This is a genomic window from Paenibacillus alginolyticus DSM 5050 = NBRC 15375, assembly GCF_000422905.1.
In the GTDB taxonomy this organism is placed as follows: domain Bacteria; phylum Bacillota; class Bacilli; order Paenibacillales; family NBRC-103111; genus Paenibacillus_E; species Paenibacillus_E alginolyticus.
This window is the reverse complement of record NZ_KE383949.1, coordinates 168,378-189,770: the sequence shown is the minus strand read 5'-3', so window position 1 is coordinate 189,770 and position 21,393 is coordinate 168,378. Positions and strand designations below refer to the sequence as shown.

18 protein-coding genes and 3 pseudogenes are annotated in these 21,393 nt (G+C 47.4%); 6 read left to right on the top strand and 15 right to left on the bottom strand.

Annotated elements, in window-relative coordinates; translation table 11 throughout:
• Positions 1-597: 597 nt before the first annotated feature.
• Entirely contained in the window at positions 598-2,649 is a 2,052-nt protein-coding gene (locus tag G519_RS0140045) for a molybdopterin-containing oxidoreductase family protein (protein ID WP_244280371.1), read from the bottom strand.
• A 74-nt stretch (positions 2,650-2,723) separates the two neighbouring features.
• Entirely contained in the window at positions 2,724-3,917 is a 1,194-nt protein-coding gene (locus G519_RS0140040) for a helix-turn-helix domain-containing protein (RefSeq protein ID WP_029199306.1), read from the bottom strand.
• A 211-nt stretch (positions 3,918-4,128) separates the two neighbouring features.
• Here G519_RS0140040 and G519_RS0140035 point away from each other — a divergent pair, with 211 nt between their 5' ends.
• The 6 genes and pseudogenes from G519_RS0140035 to G519_RS46980 form a co-directional block, all read left to right on the top strand.
• On the top strand, positions 4,129-5,169 hold the full coding sequence (locus G519_RS0140035; RefSeq protein WP_036635733.1) for an ABC transporter substrate-binding protein: 1,041 nt from the start codon (positions 4,129-4,131) through the stop codon (positions 5,167-5,169).
• A gap of 53 nt (positions 5,170-5,222) precedes the next feature.
• The gene (locus tag G519_RS0140030; RefSeq protein ID WP_029199304.1) at positions 5,223-6,101 is read left to right on the top strand and encodes an ABC transporter ATP-binding protein; all 879 of its coding nucleotides are present in this window, start codon (positions 5,223-5,225) and stop codon (positions 6,099-6,101) included.
• Entirely contained in the window at positions 6,094-6,849 is a 756-nt protein-coding gene (locus G519_RS46990) for an ABC transporter permease (protein WP_084160575.1), read from the top strand. Before G519_RS0140030 ends, G519_RS46990 begins: the two co-directional genes overlap by 8 nt.
• Positions 6,848-7,741, top strand: a pseudogene (locus G519_RS46985) (NtaA/DmoA family FMN-dependent monooxygenase); the annotation flags it as partial. The gene G519_RS46990 and the pseudogene G519_RS46985, both read left to right, overlap by 2 nt.
• Before the next feature lie 25 nt (positions 7,742-7,766).
• Positions 7,767-7,889 (top strand): hypothetical protein, encoded by a 123-nt coding sequence (locus G519_RS53210; RefSeq protein ID WP_268633502.1) that lies wholly within the window; start codon positions 7,767-7,769, stop codon positions 7,887-7,889.
• Positions 7,852-8,378: pseudogene (locus G519_RS46980) on the top strand (TauD/TfdA dioxygenase family protein); the annotation flags it as partial. The gene G519_RS53210 and the pseudogene G519_RS46980, both read left to right, overlap by 38 nt.
• Before the next feature lie 294 nt (positions 8,379-8,672).
• Here the strand turns inward: G519_RS46980 and sdaAA are convergent.
• The 13 genes and pseudogenes from sdaAA to G519_RS0139950 all read right to left on the bottom strand — a co-directional run bounded on the left by sdaAA (position 8,673) and on the right by G519_RS0139950 (position 21,377).
• On the bottom strand, positions 8,673-9,560 hold the full coding sequence (gene sdaAA / locus G519_RS0140005) for an L-serine ammonia-lyase, iron-sulfur-dependent, subunit alpha (protein WP_029199303.1): 888 nt from the start codon (positions 9,558-9,560) through the stop codon (positions 8,673-8,675).
• Positions 9,561-10,238, bottom strand: a complete 678-nt coding sequence (sdaAB, locus tag G519_RS0140000; RefSeq protein WP_029199302.1) for an L-serine ammonia-lyase, iron-sulfur-dependent subunit beta — start codon at positions 10,236-10,238, stop codon at positions 9,561-9,563.
• 132 nt (positions 10,239-10,370) lie between these two features.
• Positions 10,371-11,222, bottom strand: a complete 852-nt coding sequence (locus G519_RS0139995; protein WP_029199301.1) for a LuxR C-terminal-related transcriptional regulator — start codon at positions 11,220-11,222, stop codon at positions 10,371-10,373.
• 9 nt (positions 11,223-11,231) lie between these two features.
• Positions 11,232-12,092 carry a serine/threonine protein kinase gene (locus tag G519_RS0139990; RefSeq protein WP_029199300.1) on the bottom strand — a complete coding sequence of 287 codons (861 nt, stop codon included), beginning with the start codon at positions 12,090-12,092 and terminating at the stop codon, positions 11,232-11,234.
• Between the two features lie 136 nt (positions 12,093-12,228).
• Positions 12,229-12,855, bottom strand: a complete 627-nt coding sequence (locus G519_RS46975; RefSeq protein ID WP_327195605.1) for an SMP-30/gluconolactonase/LRE family protein — start codon at positions 12,853-12,855, stop codon at positions 12,229-12,231.
• A pseudogene (locus G519_RS53875) lies at positions 12,834-12,941 on the bottom strand (SMP-30/gluconolactonase/LRE family protein); the annotation flags it as partial. The gene G519_RS46975 and the pseudogene G519_RS53875, both read right to left, overlap by 22 nt.
• A 7-nt stretch (positions 12,942-12,948) precedes the next feature.
• Positions 12,949-13,851 (bottom strand): fumarylacetoacetate hydrolase family protein, encoded by a 903-nt coding sequence (locus tag G519_RS0139980; RefSeq protein ID WP_029199299.1) that lies wholly within the window; start codon positions 13,849-13,851, stop codon positions 12,949-12,951.
• Positions 13,852-13,869: 18 nt separating this feature from the next.
• Positions 13,870-15,165, bottom strand: a complete 1,296-nt coding sequence (locus G519_RS0139975; RefSeq protein ID WP_029199298.1) for an aspartate aminotransferase family protein — start codon at positions 15,163-15,165, stop codon at positions 13,870-13,872.
• A 28-nt stretch (positions 15,166-15,193) separates the two neighbouring features.
• Complete coding sequence (locus G519_RS46970; RefSeq protein ID WP_051254177.1) at positions 15,194-16,045, bottom strand: amidohydrolase family protein; 852 nt, start codon at positions 16,043-16,045, stop codon at positions 15,194-15,196.
• A 20-nt stretch (positions 16,046-16,065) separates the two neighbouring features.
• Positions 16,066-16,836 (bottom strand): IclR family transcriptional regulator, encoded by a 771-nt coding sequence (locus G519_RS0139965; protein WP_029199297.1) that lies wholly within the window; start codon positions 16,834-16,836, stop codon positions 16,066-16,068.
• Between the two features lie 367 nt (positions 16,837-17,203).
• Positions 17,204-17,416, bottom strand: coding sequence for a twin-arginine translocase TatA/TatE family subunit (locus G519_RS0139960; RefSeq protein WP_268616902.1), 213 nt, complete (start codon positions 17,414-17,416; stop codon positions 17,204-17,206).
• A gap of 33 nt (positions 17,417-17,449) precedes the next feature.
• Entirely contained in the window at positions 17,450-18,829 is a 1,380-nt protein-coding gene (locus G519_RS0139955; RefSeq protein ID WP_029199295.1) for an extracellular solute-binding protein, read from the bottom strand.
• Between the two features lie 166 nt (positions 18,830-18,995).
• A complete protein-coding gene (locus G519_RS0139950) occupies positions 18,996-21,377 on the bottom strand; it encodes a hypothetical protein (protein WP_051254175.1) in 2,382 nt (793 codons plus the stop codon).
• Between the last annotated feature and the right edge of the window lie 16 nt (positions 21,378-21,393).

The window sequence follows — 21,393 nt, the reverse complement described above, 5'->3', positions numbered from 1 at the left end:
CTCCATTCGGGCCTCCAAGACGGCTTTTTCTGCCTTCTCAGGCCCGCAAACCCACTAACTTGCCTGCTCCCAGCAGCTGAGAAGTCTTTTTCAGAATTCCCGCTCCACTTTCATCCTTGTTTTTCTGTACCTGTCATCCTTCTCCTCTGAGTCCAGGTACGATCATGGAACAACAGGGAAGTTATCGAGAAACTAAATTGATAATAGAAGCAGCTCACCTTTCACTTCAACGGACGGATAGTCCTAGGCAGCAAAAAGAAAAAAACCGATCCATAGGGATCGGCATTTGTATTCTTATCTTCTTTTTTAACTAATATAAAGGTTGGTACACAGGTGGTTGAGGCTGAGGGCATTGCGGGAACGGGAGAATATCTCGAATTTGATTGAAGGCATAATGTTTGGTAGCAAATTGGGTGTGGTATAAGTATTCTATCAAATAAATAGATCCACCTTGAATATTACACAGAATACCTGAAACACCAGTCCCGTCCATTAGGGATACACCTACTGGACTTCCGATCCAGGCATAAGCTTTATGCTGGAATGATATAGGTCATCACCTCCTGAATCACCTTATGCGGCGATGCGCCCAAGGGTTCAGTTTACTTTGCGCTTCTCCACCCGCACACGGCCCGAGAAAAACGTAGCGCCGCCGCCCATATCGGCTACTCGGTCTGGTGTCAGCGCGTTAACCAACGCTTTGTTACCCCTCAAATCCGCCCAAAGCCCTTGGCTCACAACTACGCCTGGCAGCACATCCGAGCCAGCCGCTACGACTAATTCGCACTCTCCGCGATCATTCCATACTCGGGCAACATCACCGCTGACCAATCCTAATGCGGAAGCATCCGCCTCATTCATATGAAGCTTCGGCGTTTTCTCCATGCGGATATGCTTCTCATTATGCGCAAACGTCGAATTCAGGAAGTTATGATTCGGTGCCGGTATGAATAAGAATGGCAGGTCACCTTCGCCCACGAGCGGCGAATATGTTGGAAGAGGCGGGAAACCTTTACTCTCCATTATATGAGAATACAGCTCGATCTTCCCGCTTGGTGTCGTCAATTTCCCAGGGAATAAGGGCTTAACGTTCGCCTTAATAAACTGTTTTTCCAGCAGTGTTTCATACGAAATGTTATTCAGAGCTGGGTTTCCGGGATGATCCAAAGCCTGGCGAATCAAAGCTTCATCGGTATCCCGCAAAGCTTCATCCTCATAGCCCATCCCCTCCGCCAACAATCGAAACACGTCCACATTCGCTTTGCTTTCCCCATAAGGAGCCACAACGGGAAGCTGTAGGTGCACATATTGATGCCAATAAGAGCGGTAAAAGTCCATATTTTCAAAGGAGGACGTCGCTGGAAGCACGATATCCGCGTAATTCGCTGTTTCGGTCAGAAATAGGTCATGAACAACGGTAAACAAATCCTCTCGCTGAAGTCCTTCCCTCACCTTATTCGCATGAGGAGCAACTAAAGCAGGGTTGGAATTGTATACATACAGTGAATGAATAGGCGGATCAAGCTCCAGCAAGGCGCTCCCGAGTAAGTTCATATTGATTTGACGAGCTTCCTTTTCACGCAAATCAGGTCGCTGTAAGGCTGGAATATTATGCTCCAAGTAGCCGCCATTTCCTTTAATCGCGCCGCCGCCCCTATGCAGCCATTGTCCCGTTAATGCAGGCAGGCAAGCTATAGTCCGCACACACATACCACCGTTATCATGGTGCTGAATGCCATTCCCAATTCGAATAAAAGATGGCGAAGTCTGACCGTATGCGCGAGCTAAGCGGTAGATATCGTGGGCAGGTACACCCGTTATTGTAGATACCACAGAAGGATCATATTGACGCACATGTTCCCTTAGCTCCTCATGCCCAGCCGTATATTGCTGCATAAACGCTTCATCTACCAAATTCTCATCGAACAAAATATGCATGATTCCGAGAGCAAGGGCAGCATCGGTTCCTGGCAAAATCGGAATAAACCAGTCCGCCCAGCGGCCTGTTTGGTTTTTGTGGGCGTCAATCACGATAATTTGCGCGCCATTCTTACGGGCTTTTTCAGCCAACATAACCTGATGCATATTCGTGCTGACCGCATTAATGCCCCACATGATGATGAGCTTAGCATGAACCGTATCCTCTGGATCGGTCCCGAAGCTGCCCCCCATCGTATACTTGTAGCCTTCTGTACCTGCTGATTCGCAGATGGAATAAAGCAGTCGGCTTGCTCCCATCCGATTGAAAAAGCGACGATCCATCCCCTCCGTCCCAATCCGCCCCATGTTGCCATAGAAGCTGTAAGGCAGAATAGACTCGGCTCCTTCATCAGCAATTAGCTGCTTCCAGCGACTTGTTATGGTTTCGATCGCTTCTTCCCAGGTGATTCTTTCAAACTGACTGCCTTCACCCTTAGGGCCCACGCGCTTCATGGGATACTGCAGCCTTTTATCATCATATATACGCGCCGTCATGTTCCGAACTTTATTGCAAATAGCCCCTTGTGTTACTGGGTGATTCGGGTCCCCCTCTATTTTAACGATCTTCCCAGCTTCTTTATGAAGCAGCAGGCCGCATTGATCTGGACAATCCAGTGAGCATACGGCTGGGAAAATACCATTTTGTTCATCACGCATCTTTGTAAGCATTTAGGCACTCCTTTCAACACTTCCATTCTTTTTACTATATACCGAAATGAAGCGAAGCGAAAGCCTCTTTGCTTTTAGTACAACTGCTCCACAGCCCATTCTCCTTCCAACGGATCGCAGCTCACAAGGGGCAGCTTTAATGCATTAATGGCATGTTGCAAATATTCACCTTCGAAACAGATTTCTTGGAATAATGGATGTGATAGCTGCTGAAGAGTGTTCATATCTTTCGAATAAAAAACAGCGTCCCATCTTACTTTGGCGATTATGCTTGCTGTAATTTCTGGAGGAATGCCTTTGGCCCGGGAAATAAGCTCAGCAGCTGCAAGAGGATTATTGCGGATAAACGTGTGAACCCGAACATGTGCTTTCAAATAAGCAACTGCGTCTCCTTTATGATGTCGCGCCCAATTCTCATCAGCAACAATTCCCGTTAAATAATTCTCCCCCATTCCCTCTGGAAAAAGCACCTGACCTACGCCATGGTATTGAGTCAAGCTAATATACGGCTCCCACATGACACTTCCGGCAAGCTTCCGCTTCACGATCCCCGCCATGCATTCATCCATTTCTTTATGTTCAAAATCATGCTCATGACCTCCAAGCGATTGAAGCAGCTTCGATAAACGATAACCTGCACTCGATTGCGCTGCCGATGAAAGCGGCCACTGGCAGATCTCCGAAATTTCGTTGATCTTCAGCCCTTTGCGCATTACGAGTGAAATCCCTTGCCCACCGGAGGTTTTGCCGTCAAAGGCCAGGAGAACAGGGCGAAATGCAGGCAGCGTCTGACGAAGTGATTGGCTAAGCACAATCGGATAATCTCCCAAGGAAGCAATCTGGATGCTGCCCCCGATCAGGCCCTGCAGAAGCAACGTCCCATTAGCTGCATCCAACCATTTTACATGCACAGAACGGCTAGGATTCGCTATGTTGAGTTCTTCCTCCAACCAGCCAAGCTCTTTCATGATGAGCGCTGTCCACATATGGGCGGTTCCACTTTGATAACCAACCGTTATCGTCGACTGCTCCTGAGGAGTTATGGTTTTTGTTGCACCTGAGGCAAATGATGGATTCTGTAAGCTAAAAGAATGATGACGAACCCACTGCTCTAGTTCATTCTTATCAATTAAGATCTCTTTCCCTATTTTCACAAAAGGAAGCTGCTTTAATTTGCGCCACCTGTCAAAGGTCGATCGGCTTACACCAAGCAAATCGATCGCATCATGCAAAGAAATGAGGTTGAATCGCTGTGAGGTCATGGACATCGCGCCTCCTGCCGGGGTTAAGATGGTCATTCATCGTCATTCATGTTCATGTGTTTCCAATTCATTGACAGTTCACTGGGCTGAGATTATATTTCATTATAGAAATATATTCATAGTAAGTCTATAGGAATTATACAATTTACGACCGGACCTCTGGAGATAACTTGGTTAGAAATCAACGAATGCAAATTATCGTTAGGGGGATTTGATCATGATTCATTTTGCTAAAAAAGGCTCCACGACAGCCATCGCATTCCTTCTTGCTTCCTCTCTCCTATTGACAGCCTGCGGCAAAACGGAGACGACGGCATCTGCGAGCGGCGGCGCACCCGAAGTAACTGAGCTTCGTTATCAAGGAGGTGTCGGCTCTGTTACTTTTCCAGAATTAGCTGATGATCTGGGGTACTTAGCTCCTTTTAAGCTGAAATTTATCGGCAATACAATTAGCGGTCCGCAGGATATTCAAGCCGTCGTTACAGGGGATACCGACTTTGGCGGAGCTTTTAATGGGGCTATCGTGAAATTGATATCTGCCAAAGCTCCGATTAAGCCGGTTATTGCTTATTATGGCGTCGATGAGAATACGTGGACGGGATATTACGTTTTGGATGGCAGCCCTATCAAATCTGCTAAAGACTTAATTGGCAAAAAAATTGCAGTGAATACACTAGGCGCTCACCATGAATTCGTCATTAAGGAATACTTGCATAGAGCCGGCTTAACGACGGAGGAGATTAAGCAAGTAACGCTAGTTGTCGTACCGCCGGTCACAACGGAACAAACGCTGCGCGCAGAACAAATCGATGTGGCCACACTAGGCGGTGTGCTGCGTGACAAGGCGCTGGAGCGCGGCGGCATTCACCCTCTATTTAAGGATATCGATCTGTTTGGCACCTTTAGTGCCGGCAGTTATGTGTTGACTGATAAATTCATCAAGGCGAATCCGAATGCCTCGCGTAAATTTGTTGAAGCAACCGCCAAAGCGATTGAATGGGCACGCACAACACCACGGGATGAAGTTGTTGCTCGATATGAGAAAATCATTAACTCACGAGGCAGGAAAGAAGATGCTTCTACCGTGAAGTTTTGGAAAAGTACTGGTGTTGCAGGTAAGGGCGGCTTGATATCTGATAAGGAATTCGATACTTGGATCCATTGGTTGGAGGACGAAGGCGTCCTTAAAGCAGGGCAATTGAAGATCAACGGTCTGTACACGAATGAATTCAATCCTTTTGCAAATGAGAAGAAGTAACTAGCTCTTGAAGCTAGTTTCCGACTGGCGAAATCGTTAAGGAGGTGCTGCAAATGACAGCTAAAATAAGCATTCAGCATGTGCAGAAATCATTTCGAATCCAAAGAAACTTGGGGCATTTGAAAGAAGATTTACAGCCTATTTCCGCCCTAAAGGATATCAATTTGGAGGTGAAGAAGGGCGAATTCATGGTCATCGTCGGCCCTAGCGGCTGCGGCAAGTCAACATTGCTCGACTTACTTGCGGGCTTGACGAAGCCAAGCAGTGGACAGATTTTGTTAGATGGCAAGGCCATTACAGGACCGAATCTGGATCGCGGTATCGTGTTTCAGCAGTATGCGCTTTTCCCTTGGAAGACAACGCTTGCGAATGTGGAGTTTGGCCTCGAAGCCAAAGGGGTGGGCCACAAAGAACGCCGCAAAATCGCCCTAGAGTTTATTCATCTGGTTGGGCTTGCCGGCTTTGAAAACCGTTATCCCCATGAGATTTCAGGGGGCATGAAACAGCGGGTTGCGATCGCCAGAAGCTTGGCCTACGATCCTGAAGTGCTGCTGATGGATGAACCCTTCGCTGCGCTTGATGCGCAAACACGTGAAACCCTGCAAAGCGAACTGCTGCGTATTTGGGAGGCTACGAAAAAAACGATCATTTTCATCACGCATGGCATTGAAGAAGCGGTTTACTTAGGCCAGCGTGTCGCTGTAATGACCTCTCGTCCAGGGAGAATCAAGAAAGTCATTGATATCCCTTTTGAATCACGTAGGAGTGAAGAAGATTTGCGGTCTCATCCTGACTTCGTCAAGCTGCGCCATGAGGTGTGGGATTTGCTTAAAGACGAAGTAACGAGAGCCCAGGAGCAAGAAATAGCCAAGAGCTTGGATAGCTTTGAGGACAATAAATCTACGTTAAAAGGGGGCGTTGTGAATGGCTAGTGTGAATGCGGGGAAAGCTCTGGTTCTTCGTGAAAAAGAAAGCTTTGATACGATCGGATGGGCCTTAGCGAAGCTGAGAAAGCTGTTCAAAAATGCCATTGTCATCGTGGTCTTGCTTTTCGTATGGGAAGTGGCCCCTCGCTTAGGACTCGTTGACCGGACGTTCTTCCCTCCGATCTCCGAAATTGCGGCTGCTTGGTGGCAGCTGCTGCTGTCGGGTGATCTTACCGAGCATACGATAGCCAGCTTATCGCGTTCATTGGGCGGATTTACGCTGGCAATCCTCATCAGCATCCCTCTTGGTCTCGCCATCGGTTGGTGGAAGCCTGTATCAGAGTATCTCAATCCCTTGCTCGAATTATTGCGAAATACGGCTGCACTTGCTATACTGCCGGTTTTCATTCTTTTGCTCGGTCTAGGTGAAACTTCGAAGATTGCCATCGTGTTGTATGCCTGCACCTTCCCGCTTCTGTTGAACACTATTAGCGGCGTCAAAAATGTCGACCCACTTTTGATCAAATCAGCTCGTTCGATGGGCTTATCGCAAGTACAGTTGTTTCGCAAAGTGATTATTCCCGCTGCAATTCGCACTATTTTCGTAGGCATTCGACAGGCTGGGGCTGGCTCTATTCTCGTGCTCGTTGCCGCGGAGATGGTCGGTGCGAAGTCCGGTCTCGGTTACTTAATTCAATACACACAGTTCAACTTTCAAATTACGAATATGTACGCAGGCATTATCTCTAAATGAACGGGCCAAAGAATTTCTAGACGTAACGACCAGTCTGTGGGACAGCTGGGAAGATGAAGCTCTGATCATTGATCGAGAGTCGGGCACCTTCGCAGATCGAAGTAAAGTTCGGGAAATCAATCATGTCGGCGATACCTTTAAAGTGCGCGGACCGCTGAATATACCAAGGTCTCCGCAGGGATATCCTGTGCTTGTTCAAGCCGGATCTTCCGAGTCTGGCAAGGAATTTGCCGCTCAGTATGCGGAGGCCATATTCACTGCACAGCAAACACTTTTAGAGGCTCAACAATTTTATTCGGATGTAAAATCTAGACTTGTAAGGTATGGCCGTTCTCCTGAGCAGTTGAAAATCTTACCGGGCATCTGCCCCATTATCGGTCGCACCGAATCGGAAGCCAAAGAAAAAGAGCAAGAATTAAACGAATTAACCATTCCGGAATATGGGCTAAATCAGTTATCCAATATGTTGAATATTGATTTATTCTCCTATCCGTTGGATGGACCTCTGCCAGAGCTGCCGAACTTATCCGACATCAACGGCAATAAAAGCCGCTTCCAGTTGGTCGCTGATCTAGCGAAGCGCGACAATTTAACTATTCGCGGGCTGCTTCATCGTCTAGCCGGCGGACGCGGTCATCGTACGTTTGCCGGTACACCTATCCAAATAGCTGACCAGTTGGAAGAGTGGTTCTTGCACGGCGGCAGTGACGGCTTTAATGTGATGCCGCCTTATTTACCAGCCGGTTTGGAAGAATTCGCGCAGCTCGTCATACCCGAGCTGCAACGAAGAGGATTATTCCGAACAGAATATTCTGGAACTACTCTGCGGGGACATTTGGGCTTGTCCCGACCTGCTAATCAGTATGCGACTGCTGCCGTTGGAGGCGCATAAATATAATAAAATGGAGGTTATTCGTATGAGTGTAAATGAACAAGTTAAGGTAACTCCCGGTCACATTGAGGTGCTTCCGATTGCAGGCAGAATTGGCGCAGAAATAAAAGGGCGACACGGTTTGGGCGAATACGGCTGCCGCATATGAGCACCTCCCCTCTGAGCTGCGTACCTTCGTGGACCAGCTATGGGCACTGCATAGCAACGACTACGATTATGCCGCGCAGCGTCCTGAAGTCTCTCCCGAGAAGGAACGCCATCATCGGGAAGTGTTTGCTTCCACGGTGTATGAAACCGAGCATCCGATCGTTCGGGTGCATCCCGAGACAGGTGAGCGCACGCTTGTGCTTGGCCATTTCGTGAAGAAAATCCTGGGCCTTTCTTCCGCAGATTCTGCCCAACTCTTGTCTCTACTTCAGGGGCATATTACCAAGCTCGAAAATACAGTTCGTTGGCGCTGGTCTGCAGGAGATGTCGTAATCTGGGACAATCGCGCAACGCAGCACTACGCGATCAACGATTACGGTGATCAGCATCGGATTGTGCGCCGGGCGATGTTCCAGTGGGTATCGATGGCCGACAGAGTGTAACTCGCATTAAGCGGCCATCCGAGTCTTTAACGAAGACGAGTGCATAGTTGAGATTAACAAAAGCCCCACAACAAGGTTAACGGCCTAGTTGTGGGGCTTTTGTTCGTCGAAGCCGAATGAATGATATTCCTGTCTCCTGTTAAGCATGTTTTTCATTGCTACGGAGTCAATTTCTACCGCTCCCCACACTTTAGCGATGAAAAACAACGTCTCAGCAGCACTCTTCCTACAATGGAGCTAATCCAGCAGCATTCCTCGGAATTTGATCAAGCAGGCTGCCTTAATCGTTCCCGTGTGGAACAAAAAAAGCCCGCAGGTGAACTCACCCGCGGACTTGATTGCTAACGCTGCTTCTTACCCAGATTCAACTCTTTCATGATTTGTTGGCCTGTCGGTGTCTGAGCTAAGCCACCTTTGGCTGTTTCCCGGTGTTTCTCCGGCATAGCCGTGCCTACTTCATACATCACTTGAACGACTTCATCCGAAGGGATGACGGACCTGACACCAGCCAAAGCCATATCGGCTGCTGCCATCGCATTGACTGCCCCAAATCCATTACGGACAATACAAGGAATTTCAACCAAACCACCAACGGGGTCGCATATGAGCCCCAAGGTGTTCTTCAGTGCTAACCCCACTGCGTGCATCGCCTGTTCAGGCGTGCCGCCGCGAAGCTCCACGAGCGCACCTGCTGCCATACCAATGGCAGACCCAACTTCAGCCTGGCATCCACCTTCTGCACCGGAGACGAAGGAGTTGTTGGCGATGACATAACCAATGGCGCCAGCGCTTAATAAGCCTTTGACTATATGATCATCATCCCATCCAAATCGCTGCTGACTGCTAATGAACACTCCTGGAATAATCCCGCAGGAGCCAGCCGTCGGCGTAGCGATGATACGTCCCATGGATGCGTTGACTTCTGATACGGCGAGTGCATAAGCCATCGCTTTGCAGGCTTCTTCGCCTAAGGACGCTTCTGTCGTCGTCATATAGCTCGCTACACGCTGCGCGTCCTTGCCCGTCAACCCGCTTCGGGACGTTGTATCCTCCGTCAACCCTTTGGCGACAGCTTCTTTCATGATTTGGTAGTAGGCTCGCATTTTTTCAAAGACATACTCAGGTGGTTTACCCGATTCTTGGCTCTGATCAGCCAGCATGACTTCTGCAATGGTTAATCCTTCGGAAGCACATACTTCCGTTAATTGTTTCAATGTCCGGAATCTCATTTATTCGCCTCTTTCTGCGAGATTCACTTTTTTTATTTCGTATATCATACTTAAATTCTTAAACTCTTGTATAAGCGAATCCGGAATCGATACATCCGTTTCGATCACTGTCATTGCTTCCCGATCTCGGCCCTTCCGATCCAAATCCATGAAACCAATATTGATTTCGCTGCGCCCCAATAAGGCGGTAATATCTGCAATCATCCCTGGACGATCATGATGGGAAATAACAAGCGTAGGGTATACCGCAGTAAATTTTACATCAAATTGATTCACATTAACAATCTCAACATTGCCCCCGCCGATCGATGCTCCCGTCATGCTCAATTCCCGTGTATCGGATGAAAGAATAAATCGAACGGTGTTGGGATGATCAGCTTTATCTTTACTTGTAAGGAAGGCAATCTCCACACCAAGCGCTTCTGCCTCTTCGGCCGCAACAGGAATACGCGGATCATCGGTTTCATAATCCAGTAGACCGCCAATGAGCGCCAAATCGGTGCCATGCCCCCGGTAGGTATCCGCGAAAGAACCGTATAGTGTGATTTCAACCTTCTTCGGCTGTTCGCCAAGCAATTGTCTGGCAACACGTCCTAGCCGGACCGCTCCCGCGGTATGAGAGCTTGATGGACCGATCATAGATGGTCCGATGATCGAAAACACATCTTTAAAACGCATCATGCAGCTCTCCTAACCTATAGTGTTGTTACCTTTACTCCCATTGTATGAAGCGAATTCAATAAAGACAAGTCTTCAATGCGTCCTTATATTCCCAAAATGATCACAATCTCATTCAGCAATTGAAGTGGCTTACAGTAAATTCAATTGTGTGGCCACGGTGACTGCTTTCACTCTATTATTGACGTGCAATTTGCCAAAAAGATTTCGCATATGCACCTTGACTGTTCCCGCGGACATCACTAACCGCACTGCAATTTCTTTATTGGATAATCCAGCCGCCATCCACTGCAAGACTTCAATCTCCCGTTCTGTTAAAGGAGTCATGGGAGACGTAAGCGCTCCTCCGAACTTAGGCTCTTGAATGCTCTGCGAACTGCCGTAATAACCTATCAATCTTTGCACATAGTTGATTTGCGAAGCCAGCATGTGCAAGACACCTAAACGCTCTGCAGCAAAAACACCAGATGTCAAATTATTTTCCAGATAAAGGACTCCCTGCAGCTCACCTTGAGCAATGATAGGCAGCCCTAATACGGACTTGGGTTTATGCCTTTGGACATAAGGGTCTTGTGTAAATAGTCCTTCCGTTACGGCATCTTCCAGGATAACAAAATGCCGCTTAATAGCGACATAACTGATTAAGTTCTGGCAAACGTTCTCAAACTGATTTAGCGGAATTCCTCCCCTTAAGGGCTGCACACTGCTGTCTGCTTCGACAATCTGTTCCACATAAAGTTCCGCTGCACGTGTGGCTACGAAACAACCTCTTTGCGCCCCAGCAACCTCGATTAAAATACTCATCAATTTAGAGAGGAGATGATAGGAATCCGTTTCTTCCGTGAAAGCTTGAGAGGCTCGCATGACGGCCGCTAGTTCTAGCACCTGTGAGTATCCGTTGCTTGTCTCGCTTGTCTCAAATTCTGTTTTCTCCGTCAACATGACAGGTTGGTCCGAAGAATCACTATTTATATCTAACAGCAAAGTGCCATCTTACTGAGCAATCACAAATCGTTCACAACCGCCGTTTGCTCCCCACTGCTGCAGGCAATTCTCTAAATCCATTCGCAATCCATACGCGCTCTTATATCTGCGATCCATTGTTTTCTCGAGAAGTTTCATTATGATTTCCTCGATAATAGCAGGTACTTGCGAATTGAATGTCATTAATGGAAGAGGTGTTTTGGCTAAATGAGCATGAGCCCATTCTAGCGGATCCTTCGCATGAAAAGGCAGTTGACCCGCTAGCATTTCATAGAGAGTTACCCCTAATGAGTAAAGATCGGTGCTTCCATCCACAACGCGGTTCAATTGCCCCGTTCGCTCAGGTGCCATATAAGGGGGAGACCCCTCAATAAGCGGCATGTTCCTTGCTTGTCTGCCCCCGTCCATCGACAGCACGGAGTGTCCCATGCCCGTCAAACTAACTCGTAGAGAGGAAGGAACCACGACAATCGTATCCGGTCTGATATTCATGTGTACAATATGTAGTTTATGCATTTGCTCCAGCACACGCGCTATTTGAATCGCAATCTTAAGAAAAATAGGAACCGTTATGCTACTAGATTGGGCAAAATGACGCAGTGTCATTCCATGTACCCATTCACTAGCCAGGACTAGAACATTTCCTTGTCTTAATAAGGCTATTGGTTTGATAACACCTTGAATATGTAAACTTCCGGCTATTTCATATTCATTAATAAGCTTCGCATTTTCAATAATCGCTCTATGGCCTTCTTTAACTATCTTCAAAAGCACCTCACAAGCATGTTCATCAGAGGTAGCGTGGCAAACGATAATTGTTGGGTCTTCAAAAATGACTTGATGAATTTGATAACCAGCTACGGTAATCATGATGTCGGCTCCTTTAACTAAAAAGGTAGAGTGAGTCTTTCATCATAGTAACATATTCGACGACAATTCGCCTTTACATGTGAAAAAGCGATCTCTCCCTTGTGGAACCAAGAGAAAAAGATCGCTTATCGAAGAACTAGCCAAATTTATGTAACGGTATCCCTTTTACGTTTACTTGCACACTAAAGACGGCTCTTGCATAAGGTTGTTCTGATAGTTGCTGCGGATTCAAACACTGCCGTGCACTAGTAATGAAGAGCTGATCAAGAGTTTCTCCGCCAAAAACACAGGATGTGACCTGAGCAGCTGGCACCTTAATTTCATCCAATAGAGTACCGTCCATCGGGTTCCATCGGGATACTTTGTATCCGCCCCATTGCGCGATCCAGAGCATCCCCTCCGTATCTGTCGTCATGCCATCAGGAACGCCTTGACCTTCCGGTATTTGGACAACAACCCTGGGATTGCTGATCTCCCCTGTTTCAAGCTCGTAATCAAAAGCATTCACCTGCTTCGTCAGAGAATCAATATAGTACATGATGCTGTTGTCAGGGCTCCAGGAAATCCCGTTAGAAACACTAACATTTCCCAACATCTTTCGTACAGTCATGTCCTGATCTATGCAATAAAGCGAGCCTTCCTCTTTCTTCCCATTCATACTCATGGTGCCCGCCCAGAATCTTCCCCTTGCGTCACAATGATTTGTTCCACTTGGGTTTCCAGATTCATAATATGGATTTTCCCTGCCGGAATGTCTACCCAATACAGCAATTTGCCATCGACATCCCAACAAGGACCTTCCGCAAGATCGGCTGGTTGGGAATGAACTATTTTCAATTGGTGTGTCATTCTGCCGCTACTCCGCAACGAACCGATTCGTCAGTGTTCCGAGCTTTTCAATTTCAACCGTCACGATATCCCCGTCCTTCAAATACACTTGCTTTTCCGGTGGATACCCGAGTACAACCCCTTCAGGTGTTCCTGTTAAAATGATATCGCCCGGCATTAACGTCATATGCTGGGAAATGTAACTGACGATTTCATCGCAATGGAAAATCATATCCGATGTGTTCGAATGCTGCCGCACTTCACCATTTACATGCGTTTTAATTTCAAGGTCATTCGGATTGCCCACTTCATCCGCCGTCATGACATAAGGACCGATAGGCGCAAATTTATCGCAAGATTTACCCAACATCCATTGCTGTGTCCTGACCTGCAAATCGCGTGCTGACAGATCATTAGCATTACAATAGCCAAAGACGTGACCCGGCGCCTGTTCCTTGGAAATATATTTGGCTGTTTTACCAATGACGATAGCTAATTCCGCCTCATAGTCAACTTTTTCCGAAACCTTGGGTAATGAAATGTCGTCGCCATGACCTGCCAATGTGTTGTTGAATTTATTGAACAGAATCGGATATTGTGGAATCTGTGCGCCCGTTTCCTCCGCATGTCTACGATAATTAAGTCCCACGCAAATAATTTTATACGGATGCGTAATGCAAGGACCTAAGACTAGAGTCGATTCGTCCAATAAATACGCTGTTTTGTCGTTATCCGTTGAGATAACCCTATCTGAATAATTTCGAAGTTCGTTTAATGCATCAACTCCGCCATGGATAACTTCATGTATGGTAGTTGGTATAGCTTTTTCTGTGGGGATAGTTGATAACGCCGCCGAGACGTCGACTATGCCTTGATCCATTTTGACACCTAAGCGGTAAGTCCCGTTTTGTATAAACGTTAATAATTTCATATTTAAAATACTCCTATCTTAGGGTCTTTTGATGATTAACTCTTTCAATACGGATTCGATGATTTCAAGCGTTGTATCAATATCCTGATCTGTATGGCTGTAACTGATATGATTGCGTTTAATATTCATTGGTATCTTAAAAATGCCCTTCTCGATTAGTTTCTTACGATAAGCTACGTATAGCTCCGCGTCATTTTGCTGCAAATCAGAGTAGTTCTTCGGCTCGCTTGTCATGAAGTAAGTCGTCCACACCGAACCGAAACCTGCCACATAGGCCTCGATGCCAAGCCGCTCGTGAATGCCACGAATGCCGGAACGCATCTTCTCGCCCAATCGGAAAATGTGCTCATGAACCGGTTCGTTCTCCATTAGTTCAAGTGTCGCTATAGAAGCGGCTGTGCCTACAGCATGACCATTGTAGGTTCCTGCAAACCAGACATCTCCGCCTGGATATGTATTGAAGCGCTGCATATACTCTCGCTTACCAGCAACAGCGGCGATTGGGTAGCCGTTCGCCATCGCTTTGCCCATCGTTGTCAAATCAGGTGTAACCCCTGCCACCTTCTGAAAACCGCCGATATCATGGCGGAAGCCGGTAATGACTTCGTCAAAGATCAGCAGCGCTCCATGTGCCGAGCAAAGCTCACGAAGTCCTTCCAAGAATCCAGGCTGCGGCATCACACACCCGATATTATGAGGAATCGGCTCCACAATCAAGGACGCGATTTGCCCTTTATTCTCACGGAAGGTTCTTTCGACATCATCCAGATCATTAAACGTACAGACCAAGGTATTGTCGATCGCTTCGTCCATCATGCCGGCTGACCCGGGATCGCGTTTGCCGATCATGTCCCAAGCGCTGAGCATGTTGCGAGCAACATAATCGTGCCAGCCGTGATAGCAGCCTTGAAATTTGATCAGCTTGCTGCGTCCTGTAGCCGCACGAGATAAACGGATCGCATGATAAGTAGCTTCCGATCCTGAATTGCAAAACAGCACCTGCTCTGACGAAGGGACATGCTTGCAAATTTTGCGTGCCAATCCCACTTCCAGATCCGTACAACCGACACCGTACAAATCGGTTCGCTGAATAGCTTCAATCACTTTTCCATTAACATAAGGATGGCTATGTCCTAGGATAATCGGACCAAATGCACCTTGATAATCAATGTACTTGTTACCTTCTGCATCATAGATGTAAGCGCCTTCACCTTTGGTGAAAACCTTCATTGGATTCACGTTGCGAATGGACGTATGAACCCCACCTGGCGAATAAAGTTTCGATTCTTCATAAATTTCTGCATTTTTGGACATGCTTAATGCCTCCTCATAATAAGTATGATTACTTTGCGATCTTGGTTAGGCCCAGCAACTCCGGCGTGTTGCGATGAATAATGTCCTCGATGATCTGCTCAGGAATACGCGGCATTTTAGTGCCTTCAACCAAGTGGTTAATGTTGCGAAACAGGTCTATCGTTTGCTGGGTTGTGAAGAAAGGATAGTCGGAGCCGAATAAAATCTTGTGCGTGACCCCATACTCCATCGCAGAAACAAGCGCGTTATAAAACTGCCACGGCCGTGAACCTAGTGCCGATAAATCCATATACATATTGACGTTTTTGCGAACGACGGCAATGCACTCATCCACCCAAGGGTGTCCCATGTGAGCAATGATCATTTTTAGGTTAGGAAAAGCACGGGCTATCGGGTCTAAGGAGGCCGGCCTGGAGGCGTCGAGATACCCTTCGGGTACGAAGGACGTGCCTTGGTGCCACAAAATCGGCAATCCCAATTCGCCGGCTTTGGCATATAGATCAAAATGGCTCCGATCATCCGGGTAAAAATTTTGATAAATCGGTCCAAGCTTAAGCCCGCAAAGCCCATATTCCTTAATGGCTTCTTCTAGCAAACGAGCCGCATTAGGCCTGTTTGGATCGATGCTTGCAAACCCGTACAAGCGTCCAGGATGTTTGGCTACATACTCAGCTACAACATGGTTAGGTACATGAATGCCCGTCGCAGGAGCATCGAAAGCAAGCACAATGGCCCCATCGAAATTACGTATGTTTTCTTCATGCTGCTGAGGAGTGGCGATGATGTCCATATCTTCACCCCAACTGCGCTTGACGGCCGCTAGGAAGGGCCCTTCGGTTTGTCCTGGAAGAAACAAATGGGTATGGCAATCGAATATCATAATTCTGTCCCGCCTTTCATTTATTTGCCGCCGAGGTATCCCATCGCACGTGAAACTTGCCCGGCCGTTTCTTTTACTAAATTCCCAATTGTCAAAAACTTGATAGCTGGCAAATCTTTAACCAACGAGGTAATGCTGATGGATGCGATGATTTCCCCGCTGGAGTTTCGGATTGGAGCACCTATACAGCGGATGCCTTCCTCAAACTCCTGATCTTCAATAACGAAACCATGTTCACGAACGAAAAGCACATCGCCTCTTATTTTTTCGAGCATACGATCGATTTGCTGCGTAGAAAGAGTGGCATCTTGATTCAAAATATGAACAATTTCTTCCTCTGTCATATCAGAGGCAATCGCCTTTCCAACACTCGACTGGAATAGTGGTTGGGCTTGACCGATTGTCGTGGCGAAACGAACAAAACCTTTGCCTTCCACTTTATCTGCATAGACCGGTTTGTTCTCTACTGGCACTGCCAAATGAGCCGTAAATGGCGTTTCTTGAGCTAAACTTTCCAAAAATGGACGAGCAATTCTTACTAAGTCCATCGCTTTAAAATAACTGATACCCCATCGCAAAACGCCATGCCCGAGCCTGTATTTCCCATCCGGCGTTTTCTGGATAAGGTCGTTTTGTTCAAGTGTATTCATGATGACAAATGTCGTCGATTTCGGAAGCTTTAGTTGACTATGCAAATCGCTCGCTGAAAGCTCAGCCTCTGAAAGTGCATTCAGAATTAGAATGGTTTTCTCAATCGCTGGAACCGAATACTCTTTCGTTCCTTGGGCCATAATGTTTCCTCCATTAATTTAATCCAATATATTGAACACTGTCTATAAATAATATAGGGTTTCCGAGCCCTATTAGCAACTACTTTTTCATGAAAAATACGTCTTTAAATCATCTATAAATCACTCAAAAAGCTAAACAGCAGTAATTATATAAAACAAAAAAAGAGCTTCGTGCTATTATTGATTCATGAGGTGAATACAATATGATGAATTTGGTTCAATATTTTGAACTTCGTTTGAAGAAATCGCGTGCGAAGCTGAATATCTCTCCCTGACTTTTTACCGAAACAGGAAGAAGACCGTTCTCAACCCGGCAAATCTTGCCTTAGAGAGAACGATCTGTTTCACTGCTTCTTTCGAAAGTTGTTTAAAGTTTGTTGGCTTCTTCCACACGAGACTCCTTACGAGTCTGCAGCGGAGGGTGTGACTCATCGTCGCCCATTAATTCCTTCGTTCCTTTTTTAAACTCCTTCAAGGTCTTGCCAAACGCACGACCTAATTCAGGCAGCTTGCTGGGGCCGAACAATACAAGTGCAGTTATAATTATTAACATAATTGTCGAAGCACTAAAATGCGGCACATCACTCACCCCTTTGGTTAAAAGCACCTATTCTTACAAGGAACTAACGGTTAAGCGCTCTTCGATATGTGAACACAGGACCTCTTCGGTTTCCAGGCCCGCCCAATACATCTTTAATTCCTGGTTTATTTCAGATAGTTCTCGCGCGCTAATCGCTAAGTCCGTGAAATATCGAAAGCCGGGAATCGTTTCACGGAATAGCGAAAATCTAGAAGGAAGATAGCGTTTTTCTTCCCCTACCCACTCTGCAGCCGATTTTCTGGCTGGAAGACTGTACGTGTTCTGCCGAACGAAAAGTTGGGCCTTATAGCTCGTCAAAAATTCAACCAACTTGACAGCAGCGTCCTTGACGTGCGACTGACGGTTAACAGCAAATCCCGTATTAAGGAGCATCGTCATCGGCGTGCCAAAATGCGGTACAGGCGCGACATCAAAGGACAACCGCTCGCCAAGCAAATAATTTAAATAAAAGTAACTGGTCATGATCATCGACGCTTTGCCTTTGGCCAGAAGCAGCTCCGATTCGCCGGTCGTAATCCCTTCTGATAAAGAAGGAATACTATGCTTCATCTCCCCGCAGTAGCGAAGCGCATCCATCATTTGCGTACCGGCAAGCTTAAGCCGGCCGTCTTCATGCCGCTCGAACTTCCCACCTGTTTGCAGGAGCAGAAGAGGCCAACGGTTCGATGAATACAAATCGCAGTGAAAGCCCAGCCGTTCATTCGGAATGGCAAGCCGTGACGAATATTCAATCAAATCCTTCCACTGCCAACTGCTATCTGGCTCGGGTAAATTAGCTGCTTGAAAGTGCTCCCTGTTATAACAGAGAATGAGCGGGGAAAAAATAAACGGCTGTACGAGCTGGCGGCCATCCACCTTAAATGCATCTGACAAGAACGAATATATCTCCGGATTGCGTTCCAAAGGCTCCAGCAATCCTTCATCTCCGTTTTCCACACATTCCTGAAAATTCTTAAAGTTCATCATGACTACATCGAGAATGCCGCTGGACAAGTAATCGCCGATATGATCGTATTTGTCGCTGGATGTAGGCACGGCTTGTACCCGAATATGCGGGTTTTCCTTTTGAAATAGGGATAGCAGCCTGTGAATATCCGCCTCACCTGTAACGGAACTATGGAAGCCTAACTTTACAGTGACAAAAGCACCGTCCGGTGGACCGACAACCTTTGTACCGACGCGCGGTATTTTCTCGATCAACCCCTCTGCGACAAGTACTTCGAGCCCTTTTCGCACAGATTGGTTGCTCAAGTTGAATTGCGCAGCGAATGTTTTCTCGGAAGGCAAATATTCACCAACCGACCGCTTTCCTGTCAAAATGTCTTCCCGCAGCGAGTTGACGAGTTCACTCAACCGCTCGCGGGACGATTTGCGAGTTGTCCGTTCTTCCATCTATAGACCTCTTTTCCATCCGATACACTGTCAGGAACAGGAATAAATGGACGCATCCTGTATCCGCATTGCTATTTCTCATTATAGCAATGTTCCACTATTGCATGTCAATGTACACAGGATACACGACATAGCGATGTCGATACGTCGTGTACCCCGTAAAAAATTATGAAATTGAAAAATTGCTTGTACTATGTTTTACCATTTCATTTTCTGCCGGCAGCGCTGCCCGATTGACTCCCTCTTCTAAACAAGACGTCATGAAGAAGTACGTGCCGCTTCCGAATGCACCATCCGCGACTTCATATTTACCACCCGTAAAATGGGAGCCGATCGCTTTCAATTTGTTCATTCCGCCTTGAATGTGGAAATGTCCTATGTTCACGTCTGCAGCGATGCTCTTGTAGTTCCCGAAATTCCACGTAATGACATTCGACGGATCAACGCTCTTCAAGAACGCCTTCTCCCCATTCACTCCGCTAAATACGGCGCCGCCGTCGATCGTGATCCACTGGTCAGGCTTATTCTTCGCATTATTGACGTCGCCAACCTTGTCCCAAGCACCAGTGAATAAGAAGCAGCAATCCACTAGTCCGCCGCCCTGCATGATAATTTCACGGGTGCCGACCTTAACCGTGCCTCCTACCTGAGGCAGACCCTTAAACCACGTATTGATGAGAGTAAGCTTATTGATGCTTCCGAGGGTGACGTCCTCTACGTTGTAAAACTCGCTGTTAAGGATCGTCAACTCCCCATTGCTCGGCGTATAGCCGACCTGCGTCGTCCCCGAGCGGATCGGACGGGCGATTTCATATCCTTTTAACATGCCGAAGGAACAACTATCAATGATGTTTTTCCTTTTAGCGCGGGACGAGCCCTTCGATATCGTTACCATCTCTTGTGCTGTGCAGCCCCTCATTTGCAGGCCATCCATGTTGACCCAGAACGAGCCGGAATTCGCCATTTTCACCCCGGGTTTCGTGTACGTTACGACGGCATGACAATCCTCAAGTGTCAAATCGGTTAAGCGCTTGCTCGCGACGATCCGCGATGCGATATGCTTCTTGACCGTCACCCGCTTGGCGCTGTCCCCCCAGGTAGTACCACTGTTCGCGAACGACAGCAGACCGGAGTTGCCGATGTACGTTAGATCGTGCTCGAATTGACCGTGCGTGACGAACGGGCCGTACTCATCGCCGTCACCATGGCAGTTCTCAACCATGCAGTAGGCCGCGCAAGTAAAGTCATTCAAGTGCCGTGCGTTGCTCGTATTGCAATCTCTAACATGCCCGTACAGCACGTTGATTTGCTGCGTCAAATAGCCAGTGCCACCCCAGTCACGTTCTTCCGGGTTCATCAATTGACAGCGTTCCGTCACGTAATGGGTGTTGTATCTGCGCATGACGACCGGCCAAAACACTTTGGTCGCTTTGATACCCGACGCGTCGCATTCAACCGCGAATTCATACGCGACAGGGTTAGACCCGATTTGATCCCAAGTCGGGAACGGTCTGAGGCTGGTGCCGTTAGGCGGCACCGGTATGCCGATAAAACTCATGTTCCGCACATGGCAGCGGAAGGCCGGGTTGATTTTTTTATAGGTAATCAGACGTCCTTTGGCAAGCTGCCAGCCAAGCTTATAATTGAAGCGGACATGGGTGGCATCAAGAATTTCCGTTACTTTGATCAGGTAATCGAGTTCGCGCTGCGCCCCTCCGCTTGGATTGTTCTTAATCTGCGCATGCCACCAGCTGTCAACTTCGAAGATCGATGAATCGGCAACTTCAAAAATATCCGAATATTCAATCAAATCTTCAGACAGCGTAACGATTTGTGTCACACCGGTTGCAACCCCTTGGAAAAACAGGACGGCGCCGAACGGATTGTCCAACGTGTTCAGCTCGATTCCCACGGTCGTCACTGTATGGCCATGGAAATCAACTTCGATATCGCTGCGATGGTACACATGGCGCTTCACGAAGTTCAGATCTGTGTGCGCTTCAACGCGGTAGATCGAAGGATCGTTGATTAGCGCATCCAACGCTTCATCTGCATTCTTACTCCCGTCGAAGATACCGAACCAACGGAAATCCCCTACGCCATTATGTACGACTTCAAAGCAGCCTTCACCTTTAGGAGACTTACGCCCATTATCATTAATCGGTTTATGTACCGTGCCGCCGTTATCAACTTTGGTGCTGCCCGCCACAAAGCGGACCAGCTTGCCGCCTCCGTCGCCGTTATTGTTGTAGCCGCCTACGAACACATATAGGCCGTCTGTTAACTGGCCGGACGGAAGGGACTTTAGTTCCTCCACGTTGTTGACTCGCAGCACTTGATTATCACCGTTGCTGTTCGACTGCGCGTTCTCAGCCGAGGCGAACCGAGGAACTAAGGTGCTGCCAGCCAGCATTGCGCCGCCGAGCCCTAACGTCACCAACACTTTTCGTCTACTGATGGATTCGTTCGTCTTATCGTTCGTTTGATTCTCCTCGTTGGTTGCGTTCGCCGCATTCAATTTTCCTCTTTTGTTATCTAGGAAGAACATCGTTCAACAGCTCCTT